Origin of the sequence: Hymenobacter sp. H14-R3 (assembly GCF_030063445.1) — a bacterium.
Lineage (GTDB): Bacteria > Bacteroidota > Bacteroidia > Cytophagales > Hymenobacteraceae > Hymenobacter.
The window spans coordinates 38,075-52,696 of sequence record NZ_JASITD010000025.1 but is presented as its reverse complement, the minus strand read 5'-3'; the positions used below and the strand labels follow the sequence as shown (position 1 = coordinate 52,696).

General features: G+C 61.5%; 14 protein-coding genes, 1 tRNA gene and 1 riboswitch. Of the genes, 5 read left to right on the top strand and 10 right to left on the bottom strand.

Annotated elements, in window-relative coordinates; genetic code table 11:
* Positions 1 to 22: 22 nt before the first annotated feature.
* Positions 23 to 1,189, bottom strand: coding sequence for a putative type IX sorting system protein PorV2 (locus tag QMK33_RS18815; RefSeq protein ID WP_283566164.1), 1,167 nt, complete (start codon positions 1,187 to 1,189; stop codon positions 23 to 25).
* A 296-nt stretch (positions 1,190 to 1,485) separates the two neighbouring features.
* Between QMK33_RS18815 and QMK33_RS18810 the strand changes: the two genes are divergently transcribed.
* On the top strand, positions 1,486 to 1,824 hold the full coding sequence (locus QMK33_RS18810) for a PadR family transcriptional regulator (protein WP_283566163.1): 339 nt from the start codon (positions 1,486 to 1,488) through the stop codon (positions 1,822 to 1,824).
* 71 nt (positions 1,825 to 1,895) lie between these two features.
* Positions 1,896 to 4,595, top strand: a complete 2,700-nt coding sequence (locus tag QMK33_RS18805; RefSeq protein ID WP_283566162.1) for a GIN domain-containing protein — start codon at positions 1,896 to 1,898, stop codon at positions 4,593 to 4,595.
* An 85-nt stretch (positions 4,596 to 4,680) separates the two neighbouring features.
* Here QMK33_RS18805 and QMK33_RS18800 read toward each other — a convergent pair whose 3' ends face one another.
* The 4 genes from QMK33_RS18800 to gap form a co-directional block, all read right to left on the bottom strand.
* Positions 4,681 to 5,025 carry a translation initiation factor gene (locus QMK33_RS18800; RefSeq protein WP_283566161.1) on the bottom strand — a complete coding sequence of 115 codons (345 nt, stop codon included), beginning with the start codon at positions 5,023 to 5,025 and terminating at the stop codon, positions 4,681 to 4,683.
* A gap of 251 nt (positions 5,026 to 5,276) precedes the next feature.
* Positions 5,277 to 6,065, bottom strand: a complete 789-nt coding sequence (locus QMK33_RS18795; protein WP_283566160.1) for a DUF3050 domain-containing protein — start codon at positions 6,063 to 6,065, stop codon at positions 5,277 to 5,279.
* Positions 6,066 to 6,192: 127 nt separating this feature from the next.
* The gene (locus QMK33_RS18790; protein ID WP_283566159.1) at positions 6,193 to 7,068 is read right to left on the bottom strand and encodes a diacylglycerol/lipid kinase family protein; all 876 of its coding nucleotides are present in this window, start codon (positions 7,066 to 7,068) and stop codon (positions 6,193 to 6,195) included.
* 103 nt (positions 7,069 to 7,171) lie between these two features.
* Entirely contained in the window at positions 7,172 to 8,179 is a 1,008-nt protein-coding gene (gene gap / locus QMK33_RS18785) for a type I glyceraldehyde-3-phosphate dehydrogenase (protein ID WP_283566158.1), read from the bottom strand.
* Positions 8,180 to 8,464: 285 nt separating this feature from the next.
* Here gap and QMK33_RS18780 point away from each other — a divergent pair.
* A tRNA-Glu gene (locus tag QMK33_RS18780) sits at positions 8,465 to 8,536 on the top strand.
* A gap of 40 nt (positions 8,537 to 8,576) precedes the next feature.
* Here QMK33_RS18780 and QMK33_RS18775 read toward each other — a convergent pair.
* Positions 8,577 to 8,756, bottom strand: coding sequence for a hypothetical protein (locus tag QMK33_RS18775; protein WP_283566157.1), 180 nt, complete (start codon positions 8,754 to 8,756; stop codon positions 8,577 to 8,579).
* A 77-nt stretch (positions 8,757 to 8,833) separates the two neighbouring features.
* On the opposite strand from QMK33_RS18775, the gene QMK33_RS18770 reads away from it, so the two are divergent.
* Positions 8,834 to 9,535: an outer membrane beta-barrel protein gene (locus QMK33_RS18770; protein ID WP_283566156.1), complete on the top strand. Its 702-nt coding sequence runs from the start codon at positions 8,834 to 8,836 to the stop codon at positions 9,533 to 9,535.
* 27 nt (positions 9,536 to 9,562) lie between these two features.
* Here QMK33_RS18770 and QMK33_RS18765 read toward each other — a convergent pair whose 3' ends face one another.
* The 4 genes from QMK33_RS18765 to crcB all read right to left on the bottom strand — a co-directional run bounded on the left by QMK33_RS18765 (position 9,563) and on the right by crcB (position 12,786).
* Positions 9,563 to 10,039: a hypothetical protein gene (locus QMK33_RS18765; protein ID WP_283566155.1), complete on the bottom strand. Its 477-nt coding sequence runs from the start codon at positions 10,037 to 10,039 to the stop codon at positions 9,563 to 9,565.
* A 138-nt stretch (positions 10,040 to 10,177) separates the two neighbouring features.
* Entirely contained in the window at positions 10,178 to 10,543 is a 366-nt protein-coding gene (locus QMK33_RS18760; RefSeq protein ID WP_283566154.1) for a DUF190 domain-containing protein, read from the bottom strand.
* The gene (locus QMK33_RS18755) at positions 10,540 to 11,910 is read right to left on the bottom strand and encodes a voltage-gated chloride channel family protein (RefSeq protein ID WP_349361786.1); all 1,371 of its coding nucleotides are present in this window, start codon (positions 11,908 to 11,910) and stop codon (positions 10,540 to 10,542) included. The genes QMK33_RS18760 and QMK33_RS18755 overlap by 4 nt, the downstream gene beginning before the upstream one ends.
* A 35-nt stretch (positions 11,911 to 11,945) precedes the next feature.
* A riboswitch (Fluoride riboswitch) is annotated at positions 11,946 to 12,018 on the bottom strand.
* Positions 12,019 to 12,408: 390 nt separating this feature from the next.
* Positions 12,409 to 12,786 carry a fluoride efflux transporter CrcB gene (gene crcB / locus QMK33_RS18750; protein ID WP_283566153.1) on the bottom strand — a complete coding sequence of 126 codons (378 nt, stop codon included), beginning with the start codon at positions 12,784 to 12,786 and terminating at the stop codon, positions 12,409 to 12,411.
* Between the two features lie 601 nt (positions 12,787 to 13,387).
* Between crcB and QMK33_RS18745 the strand changes: the two genes are divergently transcribed.
* Positions 13,388 to 14,614, top strand: a complete 1,227-nt coding sequence (locus tag QMK33_RS18745; protein WP_283566152.1) for an amidohydrolase family protein — start codon at positions 13,388 to 13,390, stop codon at positions 14,612 to 14,614.
* Positions 14,615 to 14,622: the final 8 nt, after the last annotated feature.

The following is a 14,622-nucleotide window of genomic DNA, read 5'->3' as shown; positions in this document are numbered from 1 at the left end:
TAGCAACTAATGCTTTGGTAACCTAGTTTATGGAGGGCAGCCCGCCGGAGCGGCTCCCCAGGCCGTAGCCCAGGCTCACGATGAGCGAGTTGGTTTGCGAGGAGTTCCCCAGCTTCTCCACGGCCAGGCGCGAGAGGGCCAGGTCGACGCGCAGGCCATTGATGGCCACGCCTGCGCCCAGGCTATACTGGCCTTTCCACTCGCTCTTGGTTAGCGGATTGGCCGCGGTAGAACCTTCAGCAAAAGTGGTTAGCTGCTGAATATTGCCCACGCCACCCCGCAAAAAGGCTAGCTTCCGGTAGTTAATCTCAACTCCCAGCCGGGGGTCTATGCTCACGGGGCGGGCCGAAATTACCGTATTGCGCTTGCCATCGGTAGTCATTTCGAGGTCGGCAGCCACTAAAGCGCCAAATTGCCCTGGGAGCGTAAACTGCCGGCCCGCGCCCAGCACCAGGCGGGGCAGCGATATCTCGGTGCTGTTGGTAGGAATGGCCTCGCCGGGTATCGTATTGGCCTTAAACTTGTCGGCGTCGATGCTCCAGGCGTTGAAGGTGGTGGTGATGTCGCGGGCCATCAGGCCCAGGCGCCAGCCGCTGTGGTTGTATTGCAGGCCCAGGTCGATGCCGAAGCCGTAGGCGTTGGCAAACGTGCCCACGTTGCGGTAGATGAGCTTGCCGCTGCCGCCCACGCTCAGGCCCGCCGGGCCCAGCTTGCGGGCATAGGAAAGCAGCAGCGCGTAGTCGGCCACCGAGAAATACGTGATTTTATCGTACTGAATATTACCGTATTCGTTGATGAGCGCCCGCGTATCGGCAATGTTATCCACGCCCGAGCGCAGCAGCGTCACGCCGATGGCGCTTTTTTCATCGAGCGGCATGGCAAAGGCGGCGTAGTCGTTCTTCACCACCCCCGAAAACAGCTCGGAGTGCATGAGCACGCCGTCGTACTTGGCTGCGATGTTGGTGAGGCCGGCGGGGTTCCAGTAGCCGGCGGTGGCATCATTGGCCAGGCTCACCTGAGTTTTGCCCATGCCCAGCGAGCGGGCACCGGCCCCCAGGTTTAGAAACTCGTTGCTGTATTTGGGAGCGCTGGTTTGGGCGCGGGCGGCGGGCGCGGCAGCCAGGCCCAGCACGGCACTTATACCCAAGACAACCGCCCAAGGGCGACAAGCGGCGGAGAGATGTAGCATAGATGAATAACAGGCCGAATAATGGTCGGGGCAGCAACGCAAGTTACTGCCGGATAGTGCGTAGTCGGCCCCGTGGCGCGAGCGCGCTGACCGCAGGAGCTTGATTCAGGCGCAGTTACAGCGTCAATATTGGATGATAGCCGGAATACGATTGCAGGATAGAAATACGAAGCCGCTCGCACTGTAGATTTTTTTTTGCAAAAGGCAACAAAAAATTTTACACCAAGTATTATGCAATACAAAGTACCTGCCGTACATTTGTACAGTTCCTCACCTACTACTAGCCCATACCGCCCATGAAACTAGAGAACACCCAGGTGCAGATGCGCAAAGGCATCCTCGAATTCTGCATTCTGGAGATAATCGGCCGCGGGGAGGCCTACGCCAGCGACATGCTGGAGGAGCTCACCGCGGCCCGCATGATAGTGGTAGAGGGCACACTGTACCCGCTGCTCACGCGCCTCAAAAACGCCGCTTTGCTCGACTACGTGTGGAAGGAATCGACCTCTGGCCCACCCCGCAAGTACTACACGCTCACCGAGGCCGGCCGCCAGTTTTTGGGCGAGCTGCGCCAGACCTGGGAAGATATGGCCGTGTCGGTGGGCATTATTCGCCAGCCCCGGCAGCCTAGCTAGGCCCTGCATTTACCGCTAAACTTTCTTTCTCCGACTTCAACCTGCCGCGCTTCGCGCCTGCGGCCCCTCCCATGAAAAAGAACATCAGCATCAACTTGCAGGGCATCATCTTTCACATCGAAGATGATGGCTACGAAGTACTTAGCCGCTACCTCCACGAGGTAAAGGCCCACTTCGCCAGCTACCAGGGCCACGAAGAAATCGTGGCCGACATTGAGGGCCGCATTGCCGAACTGTTTGCGGCCCGCCTCTCGGTGAGCAAGCAGGTCATTACCCTGGCCGATGTGGAGGAGCTTACGGCCAAGATGGGCCGCGTGAGCGACTTCGCCCCCGAGCCCGACGAAGAGGACACGGCCACCGCGGACGCGGGCAGCCCGGCCGGTGGCACTTTTGGCCCCGATGGCACTTTCGGCAAAGGGGGCCCCAACGGCCCCTTCGCCACGGGCCCGCAAACGGCCGACGGCCAGCCCCGCCGCCTATACCGCGACCTGGCGCACCGCAAGATTGCGGGCGTGTGCGCCGGCCTGGCGCAATACTTCCTGGTTAATCCGCTGGTGATTCGGCTGGCTTTCCTGGCCCTGGTGCTGCTGCCCAACCTGTTTCGCCACCGCTTCCCGTTTCCGGGCGTGGGGCTGTTCGACCGCTCATTCGACGTGTCGGGCTTTGCCGTGGTAGCCTATATTATCCTCTGGATAGTGCTGCCCAAGCGCGAAGATGCCCCCGCACCCATTGATACCCTGAGTGCTACCGGCCCCTGGGCCGGCCGCAAGCTCTTCCGCGACGTCGACTCCGGCAAGGTGGGCGGCGTGTCGGCAGGCCTGGCCGCGTACTTCCGCACCGATGTGGTGCTGGTGCGGGTGCTGTTCCTGATAGGCTTATTCCTGGGCGGCTCCACTTTCATTATCTACCTTATTCTCTGGGCCGTAGTACCCGAAGCCCGCACCGTATCCGAAAAAATGCAGATGCGCGGCGACGACGTAACGCTCTCGGGCATTGATAACAACCTGCGCAGCAATGCGACCGATGGCGATGGCCCGGCCGCGCCTAATCGCCCGCTGGGCACGTACCTCGAAAGTGCCGCCCGGCAGGCCCGGCCGGCAGTAGGCTTCATTGGCACCCTACTGCGCTGGATAGTAGGCGCGCTCCTCATTTTTTGGGGCGGCAGCTGGCTGCTGTCGGTGCTGGTGGCGCTGGGCGCGGCCCTGAGCATCATCCCCTTCACGGCCATCGAGCACACCCGCAACGGCTTTATGTTTGACGACAGCTTTGGGGCCGTGGTGCGCAACCTGCCGCCCTGGGGGGCCGTGGCCGGCGCGCTGCTAACGGGTATTCCGGGCCTGGGCCTGATGCTACTGGGCCTGCGGCTGATTTTGCGCCGCCCGGTGCTGAGCCGCACCGTAAACCTCTCACTGCTAGGCCTCTGGCTGCTGGGCGTAGTGGGCAGCGCAGCGGCAGGTTTGCAAGTAGCGCGCAATTTCCAAACCAAAGACACTTATACGACTACCGTGCGCCTCACCCCCATCCTGGGCAAAGGCATTGTGCTGGATTCGCGCAACGTGGAGGAGCATTTTCAATGGGTTGATATCAACCTGGCCCCGGCCGACAGCAACGCGACGCCCTTTGTGGAAGAGGAGTTTCAGGCCCGCGGCCGCACCGAGGAGGCCGCCCACCTCACCGCGCAGCAAACCATCAACTACAACATCACGCAGCGCGACTCGACCATCATTTTCGACCAGGGCACTACGCTCAAGGGCAGCGCGCCCTTCCGCAACCAGCGCCTGCACCTCACGCTGCACCTGCCCCTCAATAAGGTGTATCGCCTCACCCCACTCTTTATCGAGCACCTTGATGACGAGGACTTTACCAACGGGCGCCGCCCCGAGGGCGACCAGGCGCACCGTGCCCGCTTCACCCGCGAAGGCAAGTTCACCTGCCTCGACTGCCCGCGTTCGGACAACGATAATGACAGCGCCGACGAAAACGATAGCGACAACGATGAGGTCGTAAGCGTAGACGCCAATGGCACAAAAATGAACGTGCGCGTGAGCACCGACGGCGACAATGCCAGCGTGCGGGTTAGTACCACCGCACCGCAGTTCAATACCAATCCGGCCCACTACGGCTCGGGCCGCAAGACGCTCAACGGCGACGATAAATTCAGCGAAGTGGAGGTGCACGGTGCTTTCCAAGTAGTAGTGCGCCAGGGCGATAGCTACAAAGTAGAGGCCGCCGGCCGCACCGCCGACCTCGCCGACGTGCGCCTCGATGTGCAGGGCGACCGCCTGGTGGTGCGCAACCGCAACCGCAACGGCATTCTCTCGGCCCTGCGCCTCGACAATGGCCCCGTGCTGGTGCAGGTAACGCTGCCCCGCCTGCGCCACCTGCAAGTGAGCGGGGCTTGCCAGGCCGATGCCCGCGGCTTTCGCGACGAAGACCTGCGGCTCGAATCTTCCAGCGCCTCCATCGTGCACCTCGATGTGAACGTGCCCCGCCTCGACCTCGACCTGAGCAGCGCCAGCCAGGTAACCCTGAATGGCTCGGCCAAAGAGCTGACTATCGACGGCTCCAGCGCCAGCCAGGTGGAGGCCAAAGGTCTGCGCGCCAGCCGCGTAGCCCTCGACCTCAGCAGCGGCTCGCAAGCCCGGGTGCACGCCACCGACGAGCTAAAAGCCGACCTCAGCAGCGGCAGCCTCGCCCGCTACACCGGCAACCCCGGCAAGGTAGAGAAGGACCTGAGCAGTGGCAGCACGCTGGAAAAGATAAGCGATTGATTGATAATTACTTGTATCAATTACTCAGCACGTCATGCTTCCCTTCGGTCTGCATGACGTGCTGAGTAGTAGCCAGCCCGGTGGCCTAGCCACCAATCTGCTTGGCCTTGTAGCCTTCTTTAATAAGAATTTCGAGCACCTTGGCCCGAAAATCTCCTTGCACCACAATTTCCCCTTCTTTGGCGCTGCCACCCACGCCACACTTGGTTTTCAGCAGCTTACCTAGCGCTTGCAAATCCTCGTCGCGGCCCGCGAAGCCCGTAATCAGCGTCACCTGCTTGCCACCGCGCTGCTTCTTGTCGAGCTGCACGCGTAGTTGCTGCTGCTGGGGCGGCAGCGTGATGGCTTCGGCCTGCTCGTCAGACTGATAAGAAAATTCGGGGTTGGTAGAATATACCACGCCCTGCCGGCGCGACTGGTCATTTTTCATACCCGCAAAGTTCGGCACGGCCGGCTGGTTTACTTGCTGCCGTTGCGCCGGTCCGACGGCGAAGCCGGCCGACCAGTTGACGGGCGCGCCGCCTGGCTAGTCGGGCAGTTCTCGTTCACACAACAACCGGTCGGTCGGCCCCGCCGCCGGACCGGCGCACGCAGCTTAACTTAAAAATTGCATTAGGAACAACTCATAAAAGAGGCCACCGGGCTAAGTCCGGTGGCCTCTTTTACTAGGATAACTCCTTATTAAACAGCAACTTTCTCCTGATTAAGAGCGGCAACAATGCCATCCCAGAGGGCTACGCGGGCGACCATGCCCTGATGGGCTACCTCGGTGGCTTCGTGCCAGCGGGCGGCATCGGTGCCGCAGAGGTCGCGCACCATTTGGTGAGCCAGCGGCGCGTGGTGGTCCTCATCCAGCTCAATGTGGCGGTTGAGGTAGTAGATAAATGTGTCGAGCTGGCCCGGAAAGCGTTGCGCCAGGTCGTCAACCAGGTTGCGAAACATATCGGGTATCACATCCTCGCGGCCGAAAGTAAAGGCTGCCGCCACAGCGTGCGGCTGCCCACCGGCAATAACGCTAAAGGTGTGTTTCACAAACTCTTGCACGCTGGCCGGCGCATTGGCGGCGGCCAGGGCAGCGGGCACTTTGGCCCCGTCGGCCAGGGCAGCCAACAGGCGCTGGGCGGGCGCGGTGTCGGCCCCAGCTTCCTGCATGGCCCGCAGGTAGAGTTCGAAGTGGCTGGTGGGCCGGCCCTCGGGGTCCACATCGGTTTCTTCTTCCAGCACTATCTCGTTGATGAGGCGGCGGGTGGCGGGGTTGCCCTGCGGCACCCAGGGCAGCGTTACGCAGGTGAGGTCGCGCTGCAAGGATTTAAGCAGGGACATAAAATCCCAGACCGCGAATACGTGGTGCGCCATGAACACGCGCAAATCAGCCAGCGTTTGGATGCGGCGGTAAAGGGGGTGGTCCACCATGTGCTGGCGCGCCGGCTGGAGTTGGGCCTGCAATTCCTGAACAAAATCCTGAGCCATTTTTGTAGAAGTAGATGAGGGGTAGCTAACTACCGGTTTAACAAACCAACGCCCGGCGGGATTCGCCAAAGGCTAACAATATTCGCGGGCCGCTGCCTGGCACGTAGCCGGCCCAGGGCCGCAGTAGCTACACGGCCACCTCCAGCGCCAGCGGCAGCACAGCCAGCTCAAACTCGGTAGCGTGGCCCAGGTAATCGCCATCGGCGTGGTAGCCAATGGGTGCGGCAGCCCGCACCACGGCGTGCTGCGTGTGGCGGTAGGTGGCGCCACCCGTGCGAGGCAGCGTGCCCAGCGCCATACCCAGCACTACCTGCACGGCCCGCCAGGGCGGCAGCGCGTCGATGAGACACATATCGAGCAGGCCGTCCTGCAGGTTGGCCTGCGGGGCGATGTAAGCATTATTGCCATACTGCGAGGCATTGGCAAAGGCCAGCACGTAGCAGTCAGTGGCCAGCACCTGGCCATTGGTTTCGACCTGCACCGGCACCGGCTGGAAGTTGCCGTACTCGCGCAGCGTCACCCGCAGGTAAGTGCTCACCCCGCGGGTGCCGGCCTGCGCAAAGTGCTGGCTCACATGGGCATCAAACCCCAGCCCGGCCGTGCAAAAAAACGGCCGGCCGTTGATGGTGCCCACATCCATGCGGCTAAAAGTGGGCTGGCGCAGCCGCCGCAACGCGGCGGGCAAGCCCAGCGGCACCCGCAGGTGCCGGGCCAGCCCGTTGCCCGAGCCCCGCGGCACAATGCCGAGCGCGGCGCCCGGCTGGCTGAGTAGGCCCTGCCCCACCTCGTTCACGGTGCCATCGCCGCCCACGGCCACCACCACCCGGCAGCCCGCCTGCGCCGCCCCGCGGGCCAGCTCGGTGGCGTGGCCCGGCCCCTCGGTGGGTTGCAGCAGGTAATCGACTCCGGCCACGCCACCAAAATGCTGCCGCAGCAGCGCCGGAAAATCGGCCCGGCGGCCGGTGCCCGCCATGGGGTTAAAAATGAAGCAAGTACGTGGCATAACGAGCGCCCCGCCGGGTGGCGGCACCTTATCAGGAAAAACAAAAAGGCCTGCCTAGCGGGCAGGCCTTTTGCAGCTATTTAGTTATTAATCAGCCTATTGACTAGCCCACCATTTTCTCACCCAATTTCTGAATGAGGTCGGCGGTGCGGGTCGAGTAGCCGGTTTCGTTGTCGTACCAGCCCACTACTTTGGCCAGGGTACCGTTGGTCGAAGTCAGCTCCGAATCGAAGATGCACGAGTGGGGGTTGCCCACGATGTCGATGCTCACAATAGGGTCGGTGGTGTACTCCAAAATGCCTTTCATCGCGCCCTCAGCGGCCGCCTTGAGGGCGTCGTTGATTTGCTGCTTGGTGGCTTCCTTCTTCAGAATTACGGTCAGGTCGGTGAGCGAGCCGTCCGGCACGGGCACGCGCATGGCGATACCATCGAGCTTGCCCTTCAGCTGGGGCAGCACCAGGCCCACGGCCTTGGCAGCACCCGTCGAAGTGGGGATGATGCTGTAGGCAGCGGCGCGGGCGCGGCGCAGGTCTTTGTGCGGCGCATCCTGCAGGTTCTGGTCCGAAGTATAGGCGTGCACCGTGGTGATATAGCCTTTCTCGATACCAAAAACGTCGTCGAGCACCTTGGCCATGGGGGCCAGGCAGTTGGTGGTGCAGCTGGCGTTCGAGATGATGGTCTCGTCGCCGGTCAGCGTATCCTCGTTCACACCGAGTACTACGGTGGGGATATCGCCGGTGGCCGGGGCCGAAATCACGACCTTTTTGGCACCCGCCGTAATGTGCTGGCCTGCGCCAGCGGCATCCACAAAGCGGCCCGTGCTTTCGAGCACGATGTCCACGCCCATTTTGCCCCAGGGCAGCAACTTGGGGTCGCGCTCGGCGAGGGCCACAATGTGCTGGCCGTTCACGGTCAGGCTATTGTCGTCGTAGCTAACCGTGCCGTCGAAGCGGCCGTGTACCGAGTCGTACTTAAGCAGGTGGGCCAGGGTTTTATTGTCAGTCAGGTCATTGATGGCCACAATCTCCACGTTGTCGCGCCCGAGGAGCGACTTGAAGGTGAGGCGACCAATGCGACCAAAGCCGTTAATGGCGACTTTAATTTTTGCCATGATGTTGGAAAAAATAGAAAGAATGGCGGGCCACTGCCGCGGCCCAAGTGATAACGCGCTGCGAAGGTACGGGTAGCAACGGCTTCGGGAACTACCGTGCCGTTAATCGCCCGCTCTCTCCCGCTTTTTCTACCAGTCAAGCACTGCCCCCACAATTTTTCAGCCTGAAAATCAGCATGCTTTGGTATCAGAGGCACTTTTTTCCGACCCAACATTTGGTGGGAAAGCTAAAAGTCGTACCTTTGCATCATCAAAACGGAAAAACGCACCACACACACACAAAACGGTCCGTTCGTCTAGGGGTTAGGACAGTAGATTTTCATTCTACCAACAGGGGTTCGATTCCCCTACGGACTACATAAAAAGGCTCTCACAGCAATGTGAGGGCCTTTTTTCTTTATCTCTGTGGCAGTTTATGTGGCGAGTCAAGTAGCTCCTGGCTCAGCACGAGGCCCTTGGCCTGGATGGCCTGCGCCAGCAGCCCCAGCGCCCAGGCGGCGTAGTCGCTCACCTCCTCGTTGAGGATGCGCTTAAACTCAGCTTGGTATCTGTATTTGCCATGTACCCGAGATGGCAAAATGGGCTACCGGGGCGTAAGACGAAAAGAACGGCTTGCTCCCACTATCGCCTGGCTGGCTATTCATACAAATAAACATGATACTTATATTATTTATATATACTTTATTTATTATCCATTTTTACATATACAAAAAAGTACTCTACCTTGCTAGCCTAGCGGGCTTGCCTCTGCTGAGCGGCGCACAAACTACCCCTTCCTCAGCGCGTTTCTATGTGGGCGTTGGGGCTAACCTGCTCACTAACGCACCATTTAATTCAGCGGGAACTCCTAAGCTGGTTGGCCCTTCCCTAACGGCTGGCCTGAAGCTGGCACCTCGGCTGGCAGTGCAGATTAGTGCTGCCTACCAGTGGCAGCACAAGTCCTATACGTATCCCGACTATACGTATGGTTCAAGCGCAATAGGCAGCCTCGTGACGGCCGACTACCGGTACAAGTATTTCACCGTGCCCGTGCTCCTGCGCTACACGTTCACAGAGCCAGCCGAACGTCTCTATTTCGATGGCTTAGCCGGAATTACTTTCCTCCACAGCACCTTTAACTCTACTGTCACTGGCTCCTTAGGTAGCTACGGGTACTATCCTACCGATTATAGCTCCTCGTCAATAAAGGCCAATCTTACGCTAGGCCCCGCCGTGCGCTATAGCGTGGCTTCTAACGTGGAGCTGACTGCCAACGGCTTGGTAAGCGCCGTATTGGGAGATACTTACTACCGCTTTAGCGACCGCCTTTTCCTGAATGTACTCGTCGGCACGCACTATACGTTCGGCGCGCGCTAAGTCGCCCTGGCTCGCCACGGCAGCCCCCTACTCGGCGCCAGGTAGTGCGTCACTACTTCCCAGCCCACGGCTCCCAACACGGCCACCAGCGCATATACCCACCAAGGTGGGCCGCTGCTGGTGGCCGTAGCCGTTGGCCCCGGCTCCACCGCCACTGAGCCGCCGCATGTGCGCATCGGTGGTGGGGCTGCCCCCGGTGGCCACGGTCGAGGCTGGCCACGTGGTGGCGACCGCGCCCGGGGCTACGCTGTTGTTTTTAATCCTGGCCGGCAGAATGCTCGAAAGGGCCAGGTTCTGAGCTTGGTACCTGCCTCGGCCGGCGCTGGCGCGGGCTGGAGCCGGCCGGGGCGGGCACCTGGGAGGGCGGTAGTTGAGGTCGGTGGGCAGCCAACTCAGCCGCGTGAGCGAGCTAAGGCGCCGCACCTGGGCCACATCCACGGCGGGCGATGCGTCGGTGGGCGCGGGACGGGTAGCGGCACAACTCGGACAATTACCCTTAGCCACTCCGTTTTCACCCAAATGGACCGGATATTGGGGCTACCCAGCGCTTCTTGCTATTCTCAAAGAGGCTAAGATGAGGGTGGTAGCCAGCACGCCGGGGAGCAGCGTTTCGGAGGGGCAGGAGGTTGCGGCAATTTGGTTTCAGGGCTCTACGCTGCCACTTTCGCGTAGCAGCACCCGCACTTGGGTGAGCAGCGGCTGGTTTTGCGCCAGAAAGCGTGCAATCTGGTCGGGGCTGTCAATTAGCTCCACGCATTGGGGGTGCTGCACGGGCGGGTGCTCGTGGTGGCCGTGGTGCAGGGCATCGCCGCGCAGGTAGCCGGCCGTCACGTTGAAAGCAATGGCCTGCTGGATATGCAGGAGCTTGGCTGCTTTCAGCAACTGGTGGGCCAGGGGCGGGGCCAAAAAGTTGCGCCAGCCCTGCTGGCCGGCCACGGGGGTGCCGTGCTCAAAATAGAGCCGTAGCACGGTGTAAGGCACATTCGGTTGGGAGATGTAGCGCTTCATGGCTGGGTTTTACGGGTGGCGGCGCTAGCGCGGCCATGCTGGCGGTGCGCCGGGATATTGCCCAGCTGCTGGCCCTGCTCGCGGCCGAAACGCAGGTGCTTGGCGTGGCCAATAACCTGAGCCGTGTAAATACCTGTGTGCCCTGAAAACAAGTAGGCCGCCGCGCAAGCCAGCGCCAGGTACACCCCAGCGTGCGCGCCGAAAAGCTCCAGGCCCATAAACGTGCAGGCCAGCGGCGTATTGGCCGCGCCCGCAAACACACCCACGAAGCCCATGGCCGCCAGCAGCGCCACCGGCAGCGGCAGCACCAGCGCCAAAGCCGAGCCCAGCGTGGCCCCGATAAAAAACAGCGGCGTTACCTCCCCGCCCTTAAAGCCGCAGCCCAACGTGAGGGCCGTTAAGGTTAGTTTGATAAGGAAATCCTGCGGTAGGGCCGGGGCCTGAAACGAGGCCAGAATGGTGGGCACGCCCAACCCAATGTACTTGGTGGTACCCAGTGCAAAAACGGCCAGCGCTACCAGCACCCCGCCCACCACCGGCCGCAGTGGCGGGTACTGAATGCGCCTGAACCAGTGCGTAATTTGGTGGGTGAGCGTGGCAAAGCCCCGCGCCGTGAGCCCAAACACCATGCCGCAGCCCAGCGTGAGCACCAGGCCCAGCGGCGTAATAGGCAACGCGCTGAGCTGCGGGTAATGCGAGTGGCCCACGCCCCAGGCCTTGGTAACGAGGTCGGCGCACACGGCGGCCAGGAAGCTCGGCACGATGGCATCGTAGCGAATGGTGCCAATCAGAAACACTTCCAGCCCGAACACGGCCCCGGCCAGCGGCGTGCCAAACACCGAGGCAAAGCCCGCACTGATGCCGGCAATGAGCAGAATCTTGCGGTCGCGCGGGCGCAGGCCGAAGAGGCGCGTGAGCTGGTCGGCCAGCGTGCCACCCATTTGCACGGCCGTGCCCTCGCGGCCCGCTGAGCCGCCAAACAGGTGCGTGGCCAGCGTACCGAAGAGCACCAGCGGGGCCATGCGCAGCGGAATGGTGGTGCGCGGGTTGTGGATTTCGTCCAGAATCAGGTTGTTGCCCCGCACCACCCCTTGGCCCAGGTAGTGGTAGCTGGCCCCGATAACCAGGCCGCCGGCCGGCAGCAGCCAGATAATCCAGGGGTGGGCCTCGCGCCAAGCCGTAAGCCAGTCGAGCGCGAGCAGGAAGCCGGCCGAGGCCGAGCCTACCAGCATGCCCACGGCGGCGCAAATCAGCAGCCAACGGGCCAGAAACAGCAGGTGCGGGGTTTGTTCGATGGCCAGCGTGGACCAAAGAAAACGGGGAAACGCAGGACGAAAGGCCACGGGCAACAGGGAATAAAAAGCCAAAAAAAACCTACGCGCCGCAGGCTCCGAAGCCCGTAGGTAGCGTAGGAATCATCAGCTCAACTCCGAAGCGTTGGCGGTTCACGGTGGAAATCCATCACCGAACTTACGGGGCAAAGGTAGACCTTTTGCCCACAGGTTTGCCCTCTTTACGCGCCGGGCGCACGTTGGTTGGTGAGGGCTGGCCCTTGGGCAGAAAACGGGTGAGGCGCACGCCGGGCGCAGCCAGGGCGGCTAGGCGCCTGCTGCGTGGCTTCGGCGGCGGCGGGGCTGGCGTTGGTCGTACTGATGGCGCGGACTTCGTTGAGTGCGCAGGATTTACGCAGAAGGCCCTTTTTTCAGCCCCAGCGGGGTGCTATGGTACTAGTAACGTTCTGGAAATCACAACCAAAGCCTCGCAGGGGCCGAAAACAGCTCTTTGCGTAAATTCCAATAGCGCAGGGTTTTCTGGTACGACATGGGCGGGTGGGCAGGGGGATGCAACAGCGCAGGTTTACGACCTCAAATAAACCGGGCCGCCCAGAAGCCCAGAAAGGCCGCTAGCATGCCCAGCAGCAGGCTGCCGGCGGCGTAGATGGCTAGCAGCAGCAGCCCGCCGGTGCGGCCCAGCGTCACGCTCTCATAGGCGAAGGTGGAAAACGTGGTGAAGCCCCCGCAGAAGCCCGTGGTCAGGAACAGCCGCCACGAGAGCGACACGTGGGTGTGGCGCTCAAAAAAGCCCAGAAACAGGCCAATGAGCAGGCAGCCCACGACGTTGACCAGAAACGTGCCCAGCGGGAAGCCCACCGGCACGTAGCGCAGAAAATATTGCTGCACCCAGTAGCGGCTCACCGACCCGACAAAGCCCCCCAGGCCAATAAGCAACACCGAACGGTTCATGCGAACAAAATAGTAAACGAACACCAGCGCCCCCTAGCCATACGCACCGCAGCCACCGCCCGATGCCCCGGCAAAAAAAACGGGCCAGCCGCAATCCCAGCGGGCGGTAAGCCCGCGTCTGGACAACCGCTGGCGGCGGGCCGGCGGGCTAGGTGCCAAAGACGCCAACGAGAAGTAACAATATGAAAGGCTACTCTCTGGCAAAAGCAACTCGAATTTAATGGTAACATCCTGACGACTGGCGCAACGCACAAGGGCCGGGGACGTAAGAAAGGCCTCTCTCTTCACTGCTATTTTACATTACCGTTCGGGAAGGCTCTGCTTAGCTGCCTGTTGAGTATAATACCCCTGCTGGGCCTGGCCCAGCAGGCACCGCCCGCCTACCAGCCCAGTACCCACCTCCTCGATAGTAGCCAGGGCCAGCCCGCACCCGGCGTAACGGTGCGCCCGGAGAAACACGACGCTGCTAAAAAAACTGGAGCCCGGTGGCCGAGAAGCAGACCGACGCGGCCGGCCGTGTTTGAGGCCATTTGTGTTACCAGCGGCTAGGGTGGCCAGCCCCCAAATTACATTCTGTACCCTCACCCATTTGGACATTGAAATGCTTGACTTACTTATAAAAAATGCGCGACTCGACGACCACGAGGCCGGTGTGGATATTGGCATCGTGGGCGATAAGATTACGCTGCTGGAAGCCGGCATTACGGCCCCGGCCCGGGTGGTGCTGGATGCGGAGCACCAGTTTGTGTGCGCGGGCTTTTACGAAACCCACATTCACCTCGACAAGGCCTGCATTCTGGACCGCTGCTCGGTGCAGGAGGGCGGCAAGGAGGAGGCCTCCAAGGAAACGCGCAACGCCAAGAAGAATTTTACCGAGGAAGACGTGTTTGCCCGCGCCAGCCGCGTGGTAGAGATGGCCATTAAGAAGGGCACCATGGCCCTGCGCACCTTCGTCGAAACCGACCCCCGGGCCGGGATGCGCTCGTTTGAGGCGCTGAAGCGGGTGAAGGATACCTACGCGTTTGCCATCGATATTGAGCTGTGCGCCTTTGCCCAGGACGGGCTGACGCAGGAAATGGCTACCTACGACCTGCTGCGGCAGGCTTTGCAGCAGGGAGCTGACCTGGTAGGCGGCTGCCCCTACGCCGACCCCGACCCCGACCGCCACGTGGAGCTGATTTTCGACCTGGCCGAAGAATTCAACGTCAACGTCGATTTTCACCTCGACTTCGACCTTGATCCTACTCAGTCGGGCATTCCCAAAATTGCCGAGCAGACCCGGCAGCGCAACTACCAGGGCCGCGTGTCCATCGGCCACGTCAACAAGCTGAGCGCCATGCCCCCGGCCCAGCGCGCCGAGCTGGCGCAGCTGCTGCTGGAGGCCGACATTGCCCTCACTGTGCTGCCGGCCACCGACCTGCTGATGATGGGCCAGGAACATACCCACCTCATTCCCAGGGGTGTAGTAAATGCCAACGAGCTGCGCGCGCTGGGCCTCACCACTACCATTTCCAGCAACAACATCCTCAACGCGTTTACGCCCTACGGCGACGCCTCGCTGGTGCGCATGGCCAATATGTACGCCAACATTGCCCAGCTCGCTACCGATGAAGACATTCGGGCCACGTACGAGATGATAACCACCAACGCCGCCAAGCTGCTCGCCAAGCAGGGCCGCCTGCGCGTGGGCGGCCCGGCCACCTTCGTGCTGCTGGAGGCCAGCAGCGCCGTAGACGCCATCCGCACCATTGCGCAGCCGCTGCTGGGCTACAAAAACGGCCGGCCCACGTTCGCCAACCCCAAGGCCACTATCCAACCCCAATCCTGAACCGTGTC